The following is an 18,872-nucleotide window of genomic DNA, read 5'->3' as shown; positions in this document are numbered from 1 at the left end:
CGGCTCGGAACGTGTCAGGAGCAACGATCCCAAAAATACGCTCAAACGTATCCTGGCTGGGAATACCGCCTTGCAGCCTCAGAAAACGGCGCAACCACACTTGTCGGTGAACGGCAAAGGTGTGAATCAAGGCGTAGTTCGTTGCCCCACAGATCACCGCCAGAACGCTGATCACCAGAATGTCGCACAGCAAATGTCGAATTCCCCGTGCCTGACGGGGATCATCAAGGGTGGCAAAGGTGGCGGTCAGCGTGATCAGGTCTGCTTGACGAATAATTTTGGATGACACCCACCACCCTACCCTGACTTTGCGGTAGCCCTGAGCCCATCCCACAGCGCAGCACGCCAACATCACCCAGACTGCCCGTTATGGACCGCCAAGCCGAGTTGCCTGCCGCCGCCTTCCGCCGCACCGACGAGACGCCGGACGAACAGTTTTACCGCCAGCCGCGTTTTGTTACGCACATCGACGAGGGGGCCATCGCGGCTGTGACTGGGCTGTACCGCGATTATTTCCCGGCGGGCGGCAGAATCCTCGATCTGATGTCCAGTTGGATCAGCCACCTGCCGCCCGAAGTTGAGTACGCAGAGGTGGCAGGGCTGGGCCTCAACCGCGCCGAACTGGAACGCAATCCGCGCCTGACCTCGCTGACGGTGCAGAACCTGAACGCCACGCCTGAGCTGCCCTTTGCGGACCACAGTTACGACGCGGCGGGCATCACCGTGTCTATCGACTACCTGACCGATCCGGTGGCCGTGCTGCGCGATCTGGGGCGGGTGCTGGTGCCGGGCGGCCCGGTGGTCATCAGCTTTTCCAACCGCTGTTTTCCCACCAAGGCCGTCGCTGTCTGGCACACGCTGGACGACGCGGGCCACCTGCAACTGGTACAGCATTACCTGCAAGCGGCGGGCAACTGGACCGACATCACCGCCCTGGACCGTAGCCCCCGTTCGGCGCGGGGCAGCCTGACGGGCGATCCACTGTACGCCGTGGTGGGCCGGGCGGGGGGCTGAGGTTCAGGCGTCGTGCAGGCGGTACTCGATCTGACCCTTCAGGGCGCGGCTGAACGCGCAGATGTCCTGGCCCCGGTCCACGAGATGCTGCGCCCGTTCACGCTCCAGATCGGGCAACGTGATGTCCAGTGTCACACCCAGATCATGCGCGTCGCCGTTCTCGATCAGGCGCACGGTGGCGCGCACCTGCATGACGCCGAATTCGGGGTAACTCTCGGCACGGGCCGCCACACCCATCGCGCTCTGGAAACTGGCCCCCAGTGCAGCGGCAAACAGTTGCTCCGGGGTGCTGCCCACACCGCCTTCGCCGCCGAGTTGCTGTGGCACGGCCAGACGGACATTGAGTTGCCCGTCCTCGCTGTCCACATGTCCGGCACGGCCACCATGGGCCGAGGCGGTGGTGGTGTAGAGGGCCTCGCGTTCGCTGTCTTTCTGGGTCATGTCCGGCAATCTGAACAAAGCCCTGCACCCTTGCGGTACGCCCCCTTACTGTCTGGGAGAAGGCTTCAGAAAAGGCTCAGACAATTCGGACCAATTGCCGTCGAATCGTTTGCAGAGTGGTTTGATTCGCGCGCGAGGAAGAGTGTCCTCAGGGCGTCTGTTCATGACGATGGCGAGCAGGAGAAAGTCGGACTCTGAACCCAGGGTTAATGAATTAGCGCTACTGGGGTATGGCAAGGAAACGGACGCAATCCAGACCAGACGTCCTGGTATTCGCTGTGGCCCCGCACACATGCCGCCCGTCTCAACCTGACTAACCTGCGGAAAGTTTGCGTAAGTGAACCCCTCCCCGGCCCGCTGCGTACCCTCTAAAGTTATCCTCCCACCCGCACCGCATTTCCCCCTCCCACTTCCCGAGGTCCATTTGACTGCCCCGTCCACCCCCCATCCTGACGATCCTGTCGAACTGCATTTTGCGCTGGAAGGCCGCGCCGCCCGCCTCAAATTCGGTCTGCTGGGCCGCACGCTGATCTGGAATGCCCTGCGTCAGGCCGGACGTGTTCCGCCGGACCTCAGCGTCCAGCAGCGCTTTCAGGTTCAGCGGCGCTTCAGCCGCCGGGTGCTGGGCCACCTGGGGGTGGGGTTGGAACTGCGTGGGCTGGAGAACATCGGGAACGGTCCCTACCTGATCGCCCCGCTGCACGAGGGCATTGCCGACGTGCTGTGCCTGCTGCGACTGCCACTGCCGATGCGTTTCGTGGCCCGGCGCGAGATCTTCGGCTGGCCGGAGGTGGGGCCGGTCATCACCCGGCTGGGTCACCTGCCCATCAATCCCGAGCATCCGCTGGGCGGCTTCCGTGACCTGTGGCGCGGGGCCGAGTCCATTCTGGGCGGCGGCGAGAGCCTGGTGGTCTTTCCGCAGGGCACGGTGCTGGGCCTCCAGACCGACTTCCAGCGCGGCGTCTTCGAGGTGGCGCGGCGGGTGGGGGTGCCCATTTTGCCTGTCGCCCTCAGCGGCACGCACCGCATCTGGGAGCATCCCTTCGCGCCCACCCTGCGCTACGGCCAGCGGGTGGCCCTGACGGTTCTGCCGCCCATTTCTACTCAGGAGTTACAGACCGGGAATCTGGAGGCCGTCCGCGTCCGCACCCGCCGGGCCAGCAAGGCAGCCGCCCTGGCCCCTGGCGCTCCCCCTGCCCGCTTCTTCGATCCAGACCGCGACGGCTACTGGGACGGCTTCCGGCTCGTCATCGATCCCGATTACCCTGATCTGGCGCGCAAGATGGAGCTTCACCGCGCCGCTTTTTTACAGGAGACCGCATGAAATTTATTCAGAACCCGTGCGCCCTGCTGATTCCAGTCACTGCCAGTGCCCAGAGATGAGGCGGCCCGCCCTGAGCGCGAGTGGCCGACGGAGGGACGGCGGCGCTGACCACGTCTGCCGGGCGGCTCCCGAGCTTTCGTGCTGATGCCCTTGCCGCAGCCGTACAGGGCCGGCATAAACTCCTCCAGGCGAGATGCGGAAATTCCGTCCTCACAGAATCGCCAGGAAGGGGCCTTCAGAACTTTCTGAAGGGTGTGGGACCATTCCCATCACCAGCCCGCCAGATCGTCTTTCAGGTCATCTGCTGCCAGTTGCGCGTAGCCCTTGCGGGTGGTATCCACCGAGGCGTGGCCCAGATGCGCGGCCACCCGCCCGAAATCCTTGATCTGCCGCAGCAGGCGCGTTCCGGCGTACTTGCGCCCCGGATGGAAGCCCCGGAACGTGACGCCTGCTTTTCTGAACGCCTTCTGAAGGTGATACCGCGCGGTCATGACGCTGCCGTAGCGGAAGACCCGTTCGGCAGGGGTGGTGCGTTTGCCGTCCGTATGTTCCGGGCCGCCGGGGGCGTACAGCGCGCGGTACTGGCGGCAGGCGCGGCCCAGGCTGCTGCTCATGGCGACAATGCGTCCCTTGCGCCCCTTGCCGGAACGCACACTGATGCGGCGAGCCGTCTCGTCCAGGTCCGTCCAGTCCAGCGCCAGGGCCTCGCTGATCCGCAGACCCGCGTGGGCCGTCAGGAACAGCAGAAAGCGGGCCTGGACCTCGGCGCAGTCGATCACGTCGGCCAGCTCGTCCTCGGAATAGGGGGGGCGTTTGACGATACCGGGGGTGGGGTCCCTGGGCACGCGCAGGTCTTTGAAAGGATCGGCCTCACTGGCCCCGGCCCAGCGCAGCGCGCGGTACAGGCAACTGGCGGCGGCCACTTTCAGGCCCACCCCGGCAGGTTTGCGTCCTGCCGCCAGCATGGCGTTCACGTAGCCCTGCGCGTCGTGCCGTCCGGGGCGCAGAATTCCCACCGCCTGAGCAGAGGCGAATTCCACGTACTGGCGCACGCCCAGCGCGTAAGCCTCCACCGTGCGCGGACTGGTCAGTACGCCGCTGCTGCCGCCGTGGGCCAGATACGCGACGGTCAGCGATACCAGTTGAAGATCATCTTTCTCGGCAGCGGCCTGAACGGCACGGCGGCGCAACTCGTCGTCGTGCAGCCCGGTCCACTCCCGGCTGCGCGACAGCAGATCGCCCCGGTAAACCTCCAGGGTCATGCGGGGAGGTCCGGGCACTGGACTTTGACTGTGGAAATGGGCTGGAGTGGAATCACCCGTCCAGTCTAAGCCCTTCTCTTACCTAAGAAGCATTAGGTAAGAGAGAGTAGAAATACAGCTTCGGCACAACTGGGGACGCTCCGGTAGGCTGGAAAATCGGAGACTGCTTCGGTAGCCAGCAGGCTGACCCAGACACGGCGTGGGGACAAAACAGCACAGCAGACCTGAGCCTGTGCTTCAGCGGCCCCGCTTGACCGCGTACATGCGCCCGTCGGCCATCGCCAGCAGGGCCTCGCCGGAACCCTCGCTGCTGTGGACGGTGCCGACGCTGGCTCCCCGTAGCGGGGCCACCTGACGCGCGGCCAGCACCGCCGCATTGACCGCAGACCGGATCTGCGTGTCCGGGGCGCAGCCCAGGACGACGAATTCGTCGCCGCCCACCCGGAACACCTGTGCGTCCAGATTCAGCGTGGACTTCAGGGTGCCCGCAAAAATCTTGAGCAGGCGGTCTCCCTGGGCGTGGCCCTGCTGATCGTTGACCGTCTTCATGCCGTCCAGATCGATTCCAGCCAGCGTGAACGGCTGGGCCAGTTCTTCCAGCCGCGCCATGTCCTCGTCCAGTGCGCGGCGGTTCAGTGCCCCGGTCAGAGCATCGTGGCGCGCTTCCTGCCGGGCCAGGGTCATGGTATGGCGGCGTTCCAGGGCGCTGCGGACACTGCGGCCCGCCGCCTCCAGCAGCGCGCGGTCACTGCTGCGCCAGCGCGTGGCCTCATTGCCCTCCAGCCGCATGGCCACCAGCAGCGAGGTGGTGGGGCCGTGCGTGCCCAGCGGTACCCAGGCGATCTGCCGGACCCCGGCGGCCACCAGAACCTTGAGCGCGCGGGGATGGGCCGGATAATTGTCCAGGTACAGGGGCTGCTGAAGGCCGCGCAGGGCGTGGGTCAGTGACAGGGGCCAGTCGGAGAACTGACCGGGGAGATCGCGCGTCGTCTGCGGCACGCGGGGATGCTGATGCGCCACCCGGACCCGCACTCCCCCGTCTCCAAAGACGATCAGACCGGTGTAATCGGCGTCCATCGCCTCACCCAGCAGCGACGAGGCCGCCACGGTGGTTTCCTCGGGGGTCAGGTCCAGGTCCATCAGTTGGGTCACGCCCTCCAGCACCTGGGCCTGATCCAGTCCGCGTTGCAGGTCGGCGTTGCGCAGGGTCTGGGCCTGCAATTCACGGTCCAGGTACACGCTGCGGGCGCGCAGTTCCAGTTCGCTGACCACCAGATCGGCCAGATCCTGCAAGGATTTGAGGTCGCCCGCCGACAGCGGGTGTGGCTGGTCGTCGGTGACGCACAGCGTGCCGATGCGGTGACCCGACGGCGTGGTCAGCGGCGTGCCCGCGTACATATGAATGTGCGGCGTGCCCGTGACCATCGGGTTGTGGGCAAAGCGGGGGTCGGCGTGGGCATTCTCGATCACCATCGGTCCCTCTTCCAGGATGGTCCAGGCACACACGGAATCATGCCGCGCTGCGGTGGTGTTTCCCGGACCGTAGGCGGATTTGTTCCATTGCCGGAACTGGTCCACGAAATTGATAAAGGCCACCGGAGTACCCAGCAGATGCGCCGCCAGCCGCGTGATCCGGTCAAAGACCTCTTCCTGGGGGGTGTCCAGAATCTCGTACTGGGCCAGGGCCAGCAGCCGCGCATATTCATCGGGTGGAAGAGGTGCGCCGGTCATGACCCCAGTGTAGTTCAGCGCCCGCCACTCTTTTCTGACAACAGCAGACATTTCTGGTCACGACAGACAGGCCCCGTTCAGTTCGGGGCAGAGTCTGCCGGAGCGTCCCCGGCGGGCAGGGTCAGGAAGAAGGTGCTGCCTGCGCCCGGCGTGCTGTCCAGCCAGACCTCGCCGCCGTGCCGCTCGGCGATCTTACGGGTGATCGACAGGCCGATGCCGTTGCCCTCATATTCCTCGCGGCCATGCAGGCGCTGGAAGATGGTGAAGATGCGCCCGAAGAATTCTGCCTCGATCCCGATACCGTTGTCGATGACCGAGAAACGAACATTCGCGCCGTCTGGCACAGCCTCTACCCGGATGACCGATGGACGCTGCGGATCGCGGAACTTCAGGGCGTTGCCGATCAGGTTCTGAAAGACCTGCCGCAGTTGCGAGGCGTCGCCGCGCACGCGGGGCAGGTCACCGACGCTGATCGCCGCCCCCGTCCCCTCGATCTGCGCGTGCAGGTCCTGCATCACCTGGGCCAGCACGGTGTTCACGTCCACCGCTACCAGCGCCCCCGCCCCGCTGGTCACGCGCGCGAAGGCCAGCAGGTCCTGGAGGAGTTGGGCCATCCGCCCGGTGCCCTCGCTGATCTGCCGGACATAGACCTCGGCGCGGGGGTCCAGTTGACCGCTGTAACGGGTGATCAGGAGCTGCGAGAAACTGGTGATGGTCCGCAGCGGCTCTTGCAGGTCATGGGAGGCGACATACGCGAACTGTTCGAGTTCCTCGTTGCTGCGCCGCAGTTCCTCGTTGGCGCGTTCGATACGGCGCTGCGTTTCCAGGCGCTCGGTCACGTCCAGCGACACGCCCACCACCTCGGTGACCCTGCCCACACTGTCCTTGACCGGGATAAACCAGCTTTCCAGGGACACGCCACTGGTTTCAAAGTGGGTCAGGTCATGGGCAGTCTGACCTGCCAGCGCCTGCGCCAGCCGCCGCCCCTCGCGCAGGTCCGGCTCGCGGGCAAACAGCGCCGTGGCCGACTGGCCCACCGCCTGACCGGGCCGCAGCCCGAGCTGCTCCAGCAGGCGGCCTTCCGAGAGCGTGAAGACCCCCCGCGCGTCGGTGGCGAACAGCAGGATCGGGGCGTTCTCGGCGGCCACCTTCAGGTAATGCTGGGTCCGGTCCAGCGCCGCCGCCGCCGCCGAACGCTCCAGCGTCAGCGTCAGCCCGCGCGTCACCGCCCGCACGATGGCCTTCTCACGCTCGCTCCAGGTGTGGGCCTGCGTGGTGGCCACCGTCAGCATGCTGTGCAACTTGTCCCCAATCAGCAGCGGCACCAGCGCCACCGCGCCGTACATTGTGGTGCCGGGCAATGTGGTGGTGGGCAGCGTGGGGCTGGGCAGACTGTTCGCCCCGGCATTCCAGTCGTCAGCAAAGACGGCGGCACGCGTGCGGATGGCCTCGGCAAAATCAGGGGCGTCCAGCGGCACTCCGGTGCGAATCTGCTGGGTCTTCTCGTCTGTCAGGTCCCCGGACCATGCCCGCGCCTTCAGTACCGGACAACTTGGATTTAAGCTTCACTGGCACGCGAAAAAGCCTTTGCTCGTCGCTTGGATGACGTTTGAGAGAACGTTGTATCCATCGTGCCGCCTCCTGACAGAGCCGACAAGCGCTTGAGATCAGAAGCTGTTCTCAGCGCATTTCTTGTCCCAGACGGGATCGTTGCTCATATCAAGCTTTCTGCCGATCTGGACGACGAAAAAGTGAAGTTGTCCAGTACTGAAGCCCGCGCCTTCCACAGTGGGCCGTCAAGTTCGTAGTACGCGGCGCTGACATGCGGCAGGCTGGCGCGCAGCACCTGAATGGCCTGCTGTGCCAGCACCTGCACGTCGCGCTCGTCTCCCACCCCTTCCTGATAGGCCACGAAAGCGTCCAGGGCCGTGCGTTCCACCTGAAGGGAACGGGTCTGCGCTTCCAGCTCGGCGGTGCGGGCGGCCACACGTTCTTCCAGTTCCTCACTCAATTGCACCCGCCCCAGCGCGACGGCGCACAGCGCGGCCAGGGTTCGCAGGAAGCTTTTCTCCTGTTGCGCGAAGAGATGCGGCTCCCGGAAGTCCGCCATCAGGGTGCCGATTCCTCGCCCTTCCAGCAGCATCGGCAGCGCAGCGCAGGCCGCAGGCAGATTCAGACCGTCCGCAGACAGGTTCATCTGCGCCTCCAGTTCAGGGTAGACCTGTTCCAGCTCGGCCCGGCTCCCGAAGTACAGCGCCTCCCGCCGGATCACGGCGTCCACGGCAGGATCGGCACGGTTCAGGGGTCCGCCTGTCCACACGGATCGGCGGCCCGTCTCCCCTCCCCTGGCAGGTGCGACTTCCAGATGGTCCCCCGATGCGCCGAGCAGCAGAATGGTCCCGCTCACGGCATCCAGCGTCCCCCTCAACGATGCGAGAACGCTGTCCAGCACCTCACCAGTGGTGGACGCTGCGGCGAGCTGCTCTGTGACAGCCTGCAATTTTTCGATCAGGGAAAGGGACGGCGGACTGGACGCCGTGACCGGATGAACCATACCTTAAGATAGCTTAAAGGTGAGGCAGGATGTGAAAGCAAATAGTGCTGCCAGACGCATTTTGAGGACATTATGGTCAGGGTTGATCTTCTCATCAGGTCAACGGGTTCTCATCGCTGGAACTGAACAGGTGGGGGCGATTGAGGCTCTCTACTGCGCTCTCAAGGTGTCTACTGGCGTCGTGGGCTTCTCGTGATGCGGCCTCACGAGCCTGCCAGGACTGGCCGCAGTGGAACTTTGCGGTGGAAATAGAGGCGGAGTTGCTGATTCACGGCGGACGCTTCCAGAGTAGTTCTCCGAATGACGTCACCGGAAGAAAAGACTACCGGTGACGTCATTCGGAGAACTGTTCTAGTCCGCGATTTTCCAGCGGTACACGCCCAGAAAGTTGGGGTTGCTGCTCGCCGGATGAAAGGCACGCTCGGCGTAGCGCAGCAGGCTCTGAACGGTCAGCAGCCGGACCTCGCCGCCCTCTGCGGGACTGGCCCCGGTATGGTACACCACCCTGCCGTCTCCCAGATACACCATGCTGTGGTATGACCGCAGGCCCGGACGGATGAAGATCAGCAGATCGCCGCGCTTCGCCCTGTCCATATCGCGTGACGCCCGCACCATCGAATGGCTAGAGAGGTACTGAACCGTGGTGCGCCCCACCAGCTTCCCGGCTCCGATATCCCCTGAATGGTACGCCCCGCCCGCCACCCGGAAGACCGAGCGGCTGATGACGGGCAGCGGATAACTGAACGCCTGCACCGGACCGAGTTTCGGGCGTGGCAGGTATCTGAATTTAGCAAACCACGCCGTATCATGCGGCATCAGCGCGTTGACAAAGGCGTAGCGCAGCAGGCCGCCGCAGTCGCGGTCCTCCGGCCTCCAGTCGGCGTTCATGCCGTAGTACTGGCTCTCGGCGACGCTGGCGAACCAGTCGGCAAAATTGGCGCGGTCCTGTCCCACCAGCTCGGCGGCGTCGGGGTAGCCGTCTCGGTCCCGGTCTGCGGCGCTGGACGGACTGGACCGGGTGATGGAGGACTGGGCAGCGCCGGACTGGGCAACGTTGGATTGGGCGGCAGTGCGCGTCAGTCCACCGCCCAGCGCGAGGCAGGACAGCAGGCAGAGGCCAGAGTGGAGGTGCCGCCGCGTCATGCCCAGAGTATCTTCCGGCAGTCGGCGCGGCGGGTGAGGGGCGTAATTTTACTCATGCCTCCCCACTGGCCGCGACAGTTTTCCAGCGATCACGGCGTGCCGCGCACCCGTCGTGTGGGGGAGGGTATTGGCCCAGCCCTGGTACGCGTAATACCCCAGAACGGCGAAGGCCGCCGCTTCCCGCGCGCTGGAGTTCCAGCCGCGTTCCTCGAAGGTCAGCACGGGGATGGGCGCTAAACCTGAACGGAGCTGCGCCATGAAGGTGGGGTTGTACGCGCCGCCCCCCGCCACCACGATCTCGTCCAGACCATGCGGCACGATGAAGCGCCGATAGGCGTCCACCACCGTCTGCGCGCTGAAGGCGGTCACGGTGGCGGCAATGTCGCCCGCGTCCAGCTCGAACACGCCCGGCAGGCGTTGCAGGTTCCAGCGTTCGCGCCCGGTGGATTTGGGCGGCGTGGCGGCAAAGTAGGCGTCTTTCCGCCACGTCTGCACCAGACTGTCGGCCACCGTTCCACCCGCGCCCAGGCGTCCGCCCTCGTCGTAGCGCTTCCCGAACAGTTCAGCAGCCTCGTCGATCAGGGCGTTTGCCGGGCCGGTGTCGAACGCGATCACCCCCGCCTCATCCAGTCCCGGCAGATACGTCAGGTTGCTGATGCCGCCCAGATTATGGACGGCGCGGCGTATCCCGGCCTCGGCGTACATCAACCGGTCCGCGAAGGGCACCAGCGGCGCACCCTGCCCCCCGGCCACCATGTCGGGCGGGCGGAAATCGGATATCACGGGCTTTCCCGTACGCTCCACGATCACCGATGCCTCGCCGATCTGAAGGGTGGAGCGGGTGTGCCAGCCGCGCGAGTCGTCGGGCGCGGGGATGTGGTGGACCGTCTGTCCGTGGCTGGCGATCAGATCGGCACCCCCGGAAAGTTCGGCGGCGGCATCGGCCAGCGCCTCGCCCAACCAGAAATTGACTTGGGTGATCTCGCTGGTCCTGGCCTCGTCGCGGCTGGCGGCCAGCAGGGCAGCGCGCAGATCGTCGGCAAACGGGATTGAGAGGTGTTCAAGCACCTTTACGCGCGGTACGGGGCCAGTCAGTTGGGGAGGGCGTCCGCCCGCACCCAGCGCAGGCCAACCTGGAAGCTCGATCAGCACGGCGTCGATGCCGTCCATGCTGGTGCCCGTCATCAGGCCCAGCACGCGGGGAGCGCGGGTCATGGACAGCCCCCTGCCGGTGAGAGGCCCCGTCCCGGTTGAAGTTCAAGGCGATCTGCTCGATACGGACTCTGATTGAATCGTTTGCAAAAAGGATGAAAATCCGAGCGGATGCGAGAAGGAGAGAAACGGGTTCCGGGCGTGGAGTTGGCAAACTGGCACTTTCCCAATTTGTTAACGGAACAAACGGAATCCGTATGAGTCATTGCGTCCACACCGTACCATCCACCCTCCAGTCGAATCACGCCCCCAGGGATTCGGACGCTGCCGGGCAGGTGCCCTCTGCACCGTGTACCACACAGACAGGGCCGCAAAAATCCTCTATAATTACGGTATGAGCGAAACGACTGCCCGCCAATCCGCCACCCGCCAATCGGGAAGCCGCCGCAAGGACACGCCTGCCCCAGTGCCCGGCGACGCGGTTCCCAGCAACGCCACGGGTTTTCAGCGGCTGCTGACCACCGCGCAGATCGACGCTGACGTGACCGGGATCGTGGCGGACCCGGCCACCGCCGACGCCCAGCTCACGGCCCTGCTGCGTGGGGCGCTGGACCGCTGGGGCTACGGCCTGCATCATCTGGAACACCGCGCGGCGCTGACCGACACGGGCGAGATTCAACTGTTTGCGGGCAAGACCCTGGTGGGCCGCACGGGGGAGGACTCTGAACATCTGGCGCGCAGTTACGCCAGTCTCAGCGCGCCCAATGCCGACGGCCTGAGCGACTGGAGCGTGCTGGGCGAGGGCTGGCGCACGACAATCAAGAGCCAGGCGCAGTTGCGCGTGCTGATCGAGGACGCCCGCGATTTCGAGACGCTGTGGACCCCGGAGCGCGGCCTGTTCCTGCGAATCTGGCGGCGCACCGAAGGCGGCCAGGAGGTCACGGCCACCGAATACGCCCAGCCCGTCAACGCAACGCAATTGCTGGGCGACGCCGCCTGGGACGCCATCCAGGGGATTAAGGACCGCGCCCTGCAACGCGAATTGATGGAGCGCAGCGCCAGGGGGGGCCTGCTGCAAGCCTTCCTGAGTGCGCGCCACAAGGACGCCGAGCGCAACCTCGGCAGCCTGCCCGAGACGCACTTCACCGTGCAGAGCAGCGTGACGCGCCTGACCGGGGAGGATGCCCGCGATTTTGCGGCAGTGCGCGCCGCCCAGAAAACCACCGCCGATGAGCTGAAGGCCATGCAGGAACGCGCCGTCAGGGGCATGGTCGAGCTGCTGCGGAGCGATCTGCGCTGAACATGGTCGGGAGTGCTCCAAGCATCCCGTCAAGCGGCGAAGAGAGACTTCGCCGCTGCGACCAGTTTGTCCCAGAGATACGCATATCCCAGTGCCGAGTGCAGCCTCTCCATGTTCTGCCAATGCTGGAATTGAGCGCATTGGACGCGAAGTTCGGTGATGGACCGCACCTCCTGCCGGGAAATCCACTCGTATTTCAGATTTCGGTTGACCCGTTCCAGAATCCCCATCCCACCGTGCTGCGACATCTTCGCCCTGATCCAGCAGCCCACCGCCTCACAGACCTGTCTGAACGTCTGCGATGTGCAATCTGACCCACCATCCGACATCATCACGATGTCGTTTTCGATCCTGTGGCGATGGAGCAGTTGAGACCCACCTATCCACCGGTGGGCAACCGCACCGTGAAGCGCGCCCCGCCCAGCGGACTCTGCCCGGCCTGCGCCGAGCCGCCATGCGCCTGGGCCAGTTCCTGCACAATCGCCAGCCCCAACCCGCTGCCGCCGGTGCCGCGCGTGCGGCTGCTGTCCAGCCGCAGGAAGCGCGTGAACACCGCCTCACGGCTCCCCTCGGGAATACCGGGGCCGTCGTCGTCCACATGCAGCAGCGCCGAGTCGCCCTCGGTCATGACGCTGGCCTGCACCCGCCCGGCAGCGTGTTGGAGCGCATTTTCCAGCAGATTGACGGCAATCTGACGCACCCGTCCGGCATCGGCGCTCAGCGGCGTGGGCGCGGGGGCGTTCAGATGCAGCGCGATGCCGCGCGCCCCCGCTCGGTCCTTCAGGTCACGGACCACCCCGGCAGTCAGGCGGGTCAGGTCAAGCGTCTCCGTGTGCAGGCTCAGCCGGCCCGCCTCCGCCAGCGTCAGGGTCCGCAGGTCATCCACCAGCCGCGTGAGCTGCTGGGTCTGCTCGCTGAGCAGCGCCACCTGATCGGGGTTCAGGGAGTACACCCCGTCTTCCAGGGCGTCCAGCCGCGCCTGCATGATCGCCAGCGGGGTGCGCAGTTCGTGGGCGATGTCGGCCACCGCCTGCCGCCGCTCATTTTCCAGGGCCTGGAGGTTGTCAGCCATCTCGTTGAAGTTGCTCGCCAGTTCCGCCAGTTCGCGCTCGCCTCTGAGAACGGGCGCACGGATGCTGAGGTCCCCTCTGGCCATGCCCGCCGCCGCTGCCGAGACTGCCAGAATGGGCCGGGCCAGCCGCCGGGAGAGCAGGAAAGCCAGCAGCGCCGAGGCCGCCGCTGCCACCAGACCCACCTGCACCAGACTCTGCTGAATGTCTTTGAGAAAGTCCTGATTGCGCGATCCGAACCGGCGTGCCGGGCTGCTTGCATCGCTACGCCGGCCTGCCGTTCCGGCCACTGGACGGGTGCTTTCTAAAGTGGACTGGCCCGGTTGCAGGCCCACCCCCGGCGGCCACTGGGGCCCCAGGAGGGCGGGGCAGGAAGGCGGCGTAGCGGTCACGGTGGTTTCACCCCGGCGCTGCGCCTCCTGCTGGGCGCGTAGGTACTGCTGAACATCTGGTGGCAGGCGGCGGAATTCATTTCGCACCGCCAGATTGGAGAACGCAAAGGTGCTGCCCACCGACAGAAGCACCACCGACAGCATCGCCAGCAGCAGCGTGACCCCCAGCGACAGGCCGCGCCGTTTGGCAGGAGCAGGTGGTCTGGTCAACCCGCCGCCTCCAGCCGGTAGCCCACGCCGCGTACAGTTCGCAGGAGTCCTGCCGCCCCCGCCGCGTCCAGCTTGCGCCGCACCCCGGCCAGGTGCGCGTCCACGACACGTTCCAGCGCCTCGGAGTCAGGCAGGGCTGCGGAGAGCAGTTCCTCACGGGAAAAGGCCCGCCCCGGCGACTCGGCCAGATGAAACAGCAGCCGGAATTCGGCGGGGGTCAGGGTCAGCACCTGTCCGTTGACGCGGGCGATCACAGCGCGCGGGTCCACCTCCAGCGGGCCGACGCGCAGCGGTTTCTCGGCGTCGTCCAGGGCGGCACTCGCGCGGCGCAGCACGGCCTTGACGCGGGCCATCACCTCCCGTGGGCGAAACGGCTTGACCACGTAATCGTCTGCGCCCAGTTCCAGGCCCACGATCTGATCGGTCTCCTCGGCGCGGGCGGTGACCAGAATCACGGGGGTGCTGCCATCGGCCCGCACCGTTTTCAGTACCTCCAGGCCGCTCTTGCCGGGCAGCATGATGTCCAGCAGAATCAGGTCCGGGCTGGCGGCGCGGAAGGCGCTCAGGGCGCTCAGGCCGTCCCCGGCCCGCTCGGTGAGGTAGCCCTCCTGGCGGGCGTAGGCTTCAAGAATCTCGGCCAGTTGCGGCTCGTCTTCCACGATCAGAATCAAGGCGCTCATGGGCAGCGTCCAGGAGAGGGGTGGGCAGGACGCAGGCTGACGTGCCGCCCAGTTTCCGCGTGTAATGTGCGTGTTCGGTTCATGCCTCCTAGCGTAGTCCCGCCGCGTGAAGAGTGAACGAAGGCGGAAATGCGAAGTTCTGCTGCCCAGTTGACTCTTTTCCCCGTTCCAGCGCTATCCAAGGGGTCTTCGCCAAATCTTCGAAAAGCCTGCGCGGAGTCTTAGCAGCCCCCCAACAGACTGCGGCGCATGAACCCCTCCCGATTCTCAAGGCCGCCCCCCTGGCGGCGACTCTCACCGACACTGGTTTCCCTGACGCTGGCGCTGTGCGGCGTGGCCCCGGCGCAAACCGCCACATCTTTCACGCTGGAGGATGCCCTTTCCCGGCTGGAGGCGGCCCCCAGCGTCACCGCCGCGCGGTTGAGCGTGCAGACCGCCCAGACGAACCTGAACGCGGCGCGCACCGCGCTGGGGCTGACGGTCAGCGTCAACGGCAACGCCGGGTACACCGGCGCGGGCACCGCCACGGCGGACGGCGCGGCCACCGCCAGCAGCCTGAGTGGCGCGGCGGGCGTGAACATCAGCCTGGGCCTACTGCCGTGGTCCAGCAATCAAAGTGGCCTGCAAACGGCTGAGCGCGGGCTGGCGCTGGCCCAGGCCAAACTGAACGCCACCCAGAACTCGGCGAGGTTGAACGTGGCGCAGCAGTACCTCGCCGCCGTGCTGGGGGCGCAGGACGTGGACATCGCTGGCCGCACCCTGGCCCTGCGCCAGCGCCAGTTGACCGTGGCGCAAACCCAGCAGGGCAGCGGCAACGCCACCGCCGGAAACGTGTTGAGCGCCCAGGCCGCCGTGCAAAGCGCCCAGGGCGCGGGGGTGCAGGCCAGCGCCAGTCTGGACGCGGCGCGGCGCGGACTGGAGGCGGCGCTGGGCAGTTCAGTCGACGACGTGACTTTCAGCACCCAGCCATCTGAAAACGTGACCCTGCCGGATGTCGCCGTGCTGGTGGCCCAGGCCCGCGCCCTACAAAGCGACGTCATTCAGGCCCAGAACACGCTGAGTGCCGCGCAGGAAACCCTGACCACCCAGCAGCGCGAGGCCATGTTGCCGGACCTGACCGCCAGCGTGCGCTACGGCCCCAGTGGCAGCGGTGGACTCACCACGGCGCTGAATCTGCAACAGGGCACCCTGAGCGCGGGCTACAGCCTGCCGCTGGGGGGCAGTGCCACGGGCAGCTCCAGCCGCCTGAGCGCCAGCATCACCGGCAGCTACGTGGTGTACTCGCCCGCCCAGAAAGCGCAACTGTCCGCCGCCGACGCCGGGGTCTCGCAGGCGCAACTGTCCTTGAACGTGGCGCAGCAAAACGCGGAACTGGACGTGCGGATCCGCTACAGCACCCTCCAGACGGGCCTGATCACCGTGCAAACCCGCGTCACTGCCGTGCAGTTGGCACAACTGGCGCTGGACACCGCCCAGACCCGCCTTCAGGCCGGAACGGGGACGGCAGACGACGTAAGCGCTGCCGAACTCGATCTGGCGCAGGCGGGGCGTGACCTGCTGTCCGCCCGCATCACCGCCCAGACCAACTTGATCCAGCTTCAAAACGCCGCCGGAGGCCCCCAATGAATCCCACCAAAACACGTCCCGACAAAATACGCAGCCGAATCCTCCTGACCGCTGCCCTCGCTTTTGGGGTGGCCGCCGCCCAGACCACGCCCAACGTCACCGCCGCCGCCGCCGCCGTCACTGCCGCCCTGACCAATAACGCCGACGTGAAGACCGCCCAGGCCAACCTGGACAAGGCGCAGGCGGCCAGCCGCGCCGCGCAGGCCGATCCCAGCGCGCTGGTGGCCGCCAAGCTGAACGCCTCCGGTGGTGAATCACAGGCCCAGGCAGCGCTACGCGGCGCACGGATGAACACCATGCAGAGCACCGTCACGGCGTTCACGGCGCTGCTGGAAGCGCAGGAGAACGTGGAACTTCAGACGCTGCAAGTCTCGGTGGACAGCAAGGCCGTGCAGGTCGCCCAGGTCAAACAGGGCATCGGCAACGCCACCGCGCTGGACGTGAACAACGCCCAGAACACGCTGTCGGGCAGCCAGCAGAATCTGGCCGACGCCAGAGCGCAGGTGAGTCTGGCCAGTGCGCGGCTGTCCACCCTGACCGGGTTGGGGAGCGGCGTGGGGGCGGCGGGGGCCGTGCCTGCGCCGAAACTCAGTATCACCCTGGGCAAATTGCAGGCAGGATTGAACACGCTGACCGCGCAGGTGTCGGCGAACAATGAGCTGGCCGCCGCGCAACTGAACGTCAAGCTGGCCGACAACGACTTCACCCCGGCCCGCACCTTGCAGGACGCCCGCACCGCCCTGGCAAACGCGCAGCGCAGTGTGGACAGCGCCTCGAAAAGTTCCACACAGACGCTGGCGAGCGCGTACCAGACCGCCCAGAACAGTTATGAACTGCTCTCGGTCGCCGGGGCGCGGGAGACGGCGGCCAGCAAGACCTACACCCAGGACGCCGCCCGCCTCAAGAGCGGCACCATCAGCGCCGTGGAGTTGCAGCTCTCGCAACTGGCCCTGAAAAAAGCGCAGTTCGCCCGCCTCCAGGCGCAGGACAATGTGCTGGAGGCCCTGGCCGCGCTGTCGGTGGCGAGCGGACAGAACCTGACGGGCATCGGCGGGACGCTGTGACCGCCACCGCAAAGGGAAAGGCAGCGCACACATCCCCGCCCCGCCGCCGCTGGCCGGTCCTGGTGCTGGGGGCCTTGCTGCTGGGCAGCGTGGGCGGCGGCGTGTACCTGGCGCGCACCGGGGCCGGGACTGCCGTGACCGCGCCCACCATCACTACCCAGGCCGTGCAGAACGGTGTGCTGCGGATCAGTGTCAACGGTCCCGGCACGCTGGAGGCCGCCGCCACCCGCACGGTGGGAGCCGAGCTGGCCGGGACGGTGGGGGCCGTGCCGCCGGTGGGCGAGCGCGTGGCCAAGGGCCAACTGCTGACCCAGCTCAGCAGCGACGCGGTGGAGCAGAGCGTGCAGACCGCCCAGCTCAATCTGGACAGGGCGCGAGCCAGCCTGGATGCCACCCGCGCCTCACAGGCCGGCAGCGCGGCAGGGCGCTCCAGCAGCGTGACCAGCGCCCAGGGGGGCGTGACCGGAGCGCAGCAAACGCTGGCCGAGGCACAGCGCACCCTGGACGGGCAGCGGCAGCTCCACGCCATCGGCGCACTCTCCACTTCCGATCTGAACGCGGCACAGGCCAACGTGACCAAGGCGCAGCTCACCCTGGACAGCGCCCGCGCCTCCCTGAACGCCGCCCAGACCCAGACCACCACCGGTCAGAGCAGTGACGCCGAGACCCTGCGCGGGGCGCAAATCGCCGTGCAACAGGCGCAGGCCGCGCTGGAAACCGCCCAGCAGGCGCGTGCCAGCCTCAAACTGTACGCCCCGATCAACGGCGTGGTCAGCACCGTGAGTGCGGACGCCGGAACGGTGGTCAGCAGCGGGGCCACCATCCTGACCCTGCTGGACGACACCAGCGTGAACCTGCCGGTCCAGATTGACGAGACCGAGATCGCGGGTGTGCAGGCCGGGCAGACGGCGGAGGTCACGCTGGACGCCTACGACACCCAGACCTTCATCGGCAAAGTGGCGCGCGTGTCGCCGGGGGCCACGCAGGCCAGCGGCATCAGTGTGTTTACCGCCACCGTGACGTTGCCCAACCCGGACGGCCAGCTTCGCAGCGGCATGACCGCCGAGGCCGAGATCGTTCAGTCTGAGGAACGCGGCCTGCTGGTGCCCAGCAAGGCCATTGAAACCGTCAGGGCACGCAGCTACGTGCAGGTGCCGGGGGCCACGCCGGACGCCGAGCCAGAGCGGGTGCGCGTGACCACCGGGGCCACGGACGGCACCAACACTGTGGTGACCGAGGGGTTGGAAGCGGGGCAGGAGGTGATCGTTCCCGGCACGGCACGCAGCACTGGAACCTCCGGCAACCCCGGCACCCGGACCCCTGGCAGGGCCATCCCTGGCGTCGGCTTCGGGGGTGGGCGATGACCGCTCCCCAGGTGCCTGGAGTCTCCGCACCCCTGCCCACACCCCCCGTCGTGGACCTGCGCGGCGTCCGCAAGATTTACGAACAGGGTGAGATGGTCTTTGAAGCCCTCAAAGGCGTGGACGTGCAGATCGCCCAGGGCGAGATGGTGGCCCTGATGGGACCGTCGGGCAGCGGCAAGACCACCCTAATGCAGATCATCGGCCTGCTGGACCGCCCCAGCGCGGGCAGTTATACGGACTCCGATTAAATATTTTACAATATATGCCATGAAGTCCAACGCTTTCAGTCAACCTCTTCAACATGACGCCGCCGATTTCTGGCAGCTCTTCAAAACCAGCACCTGTGCCGTTCAGCGTCGTAGAGCGCAATTCTTTGCGCTCCTGGCAGAAGGACGCTCCCTTCCTGACCTGTTAGCGCTCACCCGCTACAGTCGGATGAGCGCTTACACCCTGCTCGCCCGGTATCACGCTCAGGGCCTGGACGGTCTCGCGGATGCACGACACGGCAATACAGGTGCACCCACGCTGTTAACGCCAGATGAGCA

19 protein-coding genes are annotated in these 18,872 nt (G+C 66.4%); 8 read left to right on the top strand and 11 right to left on the bottom strand.

Going from position 1 to position 18,872, the window contains the following annotated elements; translation table 11 throughout:
* A partial coding sequence (locus Q319_RS26410; RefSeq protein WP_162178669.1) for a transposase family protein occupies window positions 1–289 on the bottom strand: 289 nt, incomplete at its 3' end.
* 80 nt (window positions 290–369) lie between these two features.
* Between Q319_RS26410 and Q319_RS0117595 the strand changes: the two genes are divergently transcribed.
* Window positions 370–1,014: a class I SAM-dependent methyltransferase gene (locus Q319_RS0117595; RefSeq protein ID WP_029483767.1), complete on the top strand. Its 645-nt coding sequence runs from the start codon at window positions 370–372 to the stop codon at window positions 1,012–1,014.
* 3 nt (window positions 1,015–1,017) lie between these two features.
* Here the strand turns inward: Q319_RS0117595 and Q319_RS0117590 are convergent, their stop codons facing one another.
* On the bottom strand, window positions 1,018–1,455 hold the full coding sequence (locus tag Q319_RS0117590; protein ID WP_029483766.1) for an Ohr family peroxiredoxin: 438 nt from the start codon (window positions 1,453–1,455) through the stop codon (window positions 1,018–1,020).
* A 424-nt stretch (window positions 1,456–1,879) separates the two neighbouring features.
* Here Q319_RS0117590 and Q319_RS0117585 point away from each other — a divergent pair, with 424 nt between their 5' ends.
* Window positions 1,880–2,779: a lysophospholipid acyltransferase family protein gene (locus tag Q319_RS0117585; protein ID WP_245619336.1), complete on the top strand. Its 900-nt coding sequence runs from the start codon at window positions 1,880–1,882 to the stop codon at window positions 2,777–2,779.
* 269 nt (window positions 2,780–3,048) lie between these two features.
* Here the strand turns inward: Q319_RS0117585 and Q319_RS0117580 are convergent, their stop codons facing one another.
* From Q319_RS0117580 to Q319_RS0117555, 6 genes are all read right to left on the bottom strand, one after another.
* Window positions 3,049–4,041, bottom strand: a complete 993-nt coding sequence (locus tag Q319_RS0117580; RefSeq protein WP_029483764.1) for a tyrosine-type recombinase/integrase — start codon at window positions 4,039–4,041, stop codon at window positions 3,049–3,051.
* A 237-nt stretch (window positions 4,042–4,278) separates the two neighbouring features.
* A complete protein-coding gene (locus Q319_RS0117575; protein ID WP_029483763.1) occupies window positions 4,279–5,772 on the bottom strand; it encodes a sensor domain-containing diguanylate cyclase in 1,494 nt (497 codons plus the stop codon).
* A gap of 77 nt (window positions 5,773–5,849) precedes the next feature.
* Window positions 5,850–7,250: a sensor histidine kinase gene (locus tag Q319_RS0117570; RefSeq protein WP_051655518.1), complete on the bottom strand. Its 1,401-nt coding sequence runs from the start codon at window positions 7,248–7,250 to the stop codon at window positions 5,850–5,852.
* A 236-nt stretch (window positions 7,251–7,486) separates the two neighbouring features.
* A complete protein-coding gene (locus Q319_RS0117565; protein ID WP_029483761.1) occupies window positions 7,487–8,326 on the bottom strand; it encodes a GAF domain-containing protein in 840 nt (279 codons plus the stop codon).
* Between the two features lie 351 nt (window positions 8,327–8,677).
* Window positions 8,678–9,469, bottom strand: coding sequence for a DUF1175 family protein (locus Q319_RS0117560; RefSeq protein ID WP_029483760.1), 792 nt, complete (start codon window positions 9,467–9,469; stop codon window positions 8,678–8,680).
* A 48-nt stretch (window positions 9,470–9,517) separates the two neighbouring features.
* Window positions 9,518–10,684 (bottom strand): anhydro-N-acetylmuramic acid kinase, encoded by a 1,167-nt coding sequence (locus tag Q319_RS0117555; RefSeq protein WP_029483759.1) that lies wholly within the window; start codon window positions 10,682–10,684, stop codon window positions 9,518–9,520.
* A gap of 331 nt (window positions 10,685–11,015) precedes the next feature.
* Between Q319_RS0117555 and Q319_RS0117550 the strand changes: the two genes are divergently transcribed.
* On the top strand, window positions 11,016–11,921 hold the full coding sequence (locus tag Q319_RS0117550; RefSeq protein ID WP_081846132.1) for a hypothetical protein: 906 nt from the start codon (window positions 11,016–11,018) through the stop codon (window positions 11,919–11,921).
* Between the two features lie 29 nt (window positions 11,922–11,950).
* On the opposite strand, the gene Q319_RS29160 is transcribed toward Q319_RS0117550, so the two are convergent.
* The 3 genes from Q319_RS29160 to Q319_RS0117535 form a co-directional block, all read right to left on the bottom strand.
* Window positions 11,951–12,151, bottom strand: coding sequence for an integrase core domain-containing protein (locus Q319_RS29160; RefSeq protein ID WP_425387996.1), 201 nt, complete (start codon window positions 12,149–12,151; stop codon window positions 11,951–11,953).
* A 149-nt stretch (window positions 12,152–12,300) separates the two neighbouring features.
* On the bottom strand, window positions 12,301–13,593 hold the full coding sequence (locus tag Q319_RS0117540) for a sensor histidine kinase (RefSeq protein WP_051655516.1): 1,293 nt from the start codon (window positions 13,591–13,593) through the stop codon (window positions 12,301–12,303).
* Entirely contained in the window at window positions 13,590–14,273 is a 684-nt protein-coding gene (locus Q319_RS0117535) for a response regulator (protein WP_029483755.1), read from the bottom strand. The genes Q319_RS0117540 and Q319_RS0117535 overlap by 4 nt, the downstream gene beginning before the upstream one ends.
* A gap of 249 nt (window positions 14,274–14,522) precedes the next feature.
* On the opposite strand from Q319_RS0117535, the gene Q319_RS0117530 reads away from it, so the two are divergent.
* The 5 genes from Q319_RS0117530 to Q319_RS27330 form a co-directional block, all read left to right on the top strand.
* Window positions 14,523–15,899: a TolC family protein gene (locus tag Q319_RS0117530; protein WP_029483754.1), complete on the top strand. Its 1,377-nt coding sequence runs from the start codon at window positions 14,523–14,525 to the stop codon at window positions 15,897–15,899.
* Complete coding sequence (locus Q319_RS0117525; protein ID WP_051655515.1) at window positions 15,896–16,963, top strand: TolC family protein; 1,068 nt, start codon at window positions 15,896–15,898, stop codon at window positions 16,961–16,963. Before Q319_RS0117530 ends, Q319_RS0117525 begins: the two co-directional genes overlap by 4 nt.
* On the top strand, window positions 16,960–18,327 hold the full coding sequence (locus Q319_RS0117520) for an efflux RND transporter periplasmic adaptor subunit (protein ID WP_034415650.1): 1,368 nt from the start codon (window positions 16,960–16,962) through the stop codon (window positions 18,325–18,327). Before Q319_RS0117525 ends, Q319_RS0117520 begins: the two co-directional genes overlap by 4 nt.
* The gene (locus Q319_RS0117515) at window positions 18,324–18,575 is read left to right on the top strand and encodes an ATP-binding cassette domain-containing protein (protein WP_081846131.1); all 252 of its coding nucleotides are present in this window, start codon (window positions 18,324–18,326) and stop codon (window positions 18,573–18,575) included. Before Q319_RS0117520 ends, Q319_RS0117515 begins: the two co-directional genes overlap by 4 nt.
* Before the next feature lie 19 nt (window positions 18,576–18,594).
* On the top strand, window positions 18,595–18,872 hold a 278-nt coding region (locus Q319_RS27330), incomplete at its 3' end, for a helix-turn-helix domain-containing protein (RefSeq protein ID WP_156039318.1).

This window comes from Deinococcus marmoris DSM 12784, from assembly GCF_000701405.1.
GTDB classification, from domain to species: Bacteria; Deinococcota; Deinococci; order Deinococcales; family Deinococcaceae; genus Deinococcus; species Deinococcus marmoris.
This window is presented reverse-complemented; position numbering and strand designations above follow the sequence as displayed.

Excerpts from the sequence above, each read along its gene's own strand:
- Q319_RS0117590 (WP_029483766.1), bottom strand. The coding sequence starts at position 1,455 with ATGACCCAGAAAGACAGCGAACGCGAGGCCCTCTACACCACCACCGCC.
- Q319_RS0117530 (WP_029483754.1), top strand. The coding sequence starts at position 14,523 with ATGAACCCCTCCCGATTCTCAAGGCCGCCCCCCTGGCGGCGACTCTCA.
- Q319_RS0117595 (WP_029483767.1), top strand. The coding sequence starts at position 370 with ATGGACCGCCAAGCCGAGTTGCCTGCCGCCGCCTTCCGCCGCACCGAC.
- Q319_RS0117550 (WP_081846132.1), top strand. The coding sequence starts at position 11,016 with ATGAGCGAAACGACTGCCCGCCAATCCGCCACCCGCCAATCGGGAAGC.
- Q319_RS0117515 (WP_081846131.1), top strand. The coding sequence starts at position 18,324 with ATGACCGCTCCCCAGGTGCCTGGAGTCTCCGCACCCCTGCCCACACCC.
- Q319_RS0117555 (WP_029483759.1), bottom strand. The coding sequence starts at position 10,684 with ATGACCCGCGCTCCCCGCGTGCTGGGCCTGATGACGGGCACCAGCATG.
- Q319_RS29160 (WP_425387996.1), bottom strand. The coding sequence starts at position 12,151 with ATGGGGATTCTGGAACGGGTCAACCGAAATCTGAAATACGAGTGGATT.
- Q319_RS0117560 (WP_029483760.1), bottom strand. The coding sequence starts at position 9,469 with ATGACGCGGCGGCACCTCCACTCTGGCCTCTGCCTGCTGTCCTGCCTC.
- Q319_RS0117525 (WP_051655515.1), top strand. The coding sequence starts at position 15,896 with ATGAATCCCACCAAAACACGTCCCGACAAAATACGCAGCCGAATCCTC.
- Q319_RS0117565 (WP_029483761.1), bottom strand. The coding sequence starts at position 8,326 with ATGGTTCATCCGGTCACGGCGTCCAGTCCGCCGTCCCTTTCCCTGATC.
- Q319_RS0117575 (WP_029483763.1), bottom strand. The coding sequence starts at position 5,772 with ATGACCGGCGCACCTCTTCCACCCGATGAATATGCGCGGCTGCTGGCC.
- Q319_RS0117580 (WP_029483764.1), bottom strand. The coding sequence starts at position 4,041 with ATGACCCTGGAGGTTTACCGGGGCGATCTGCTGTCGCGCAGCCGGGAG.
- Q319_RS0117535 (WP_029483755.1), bottom strand. The coding sequence starts at position 14,273 with ATGAGCGCCTTGATTCTGATCGTGGAAGACGAGCCGCAACTGGCCGAG.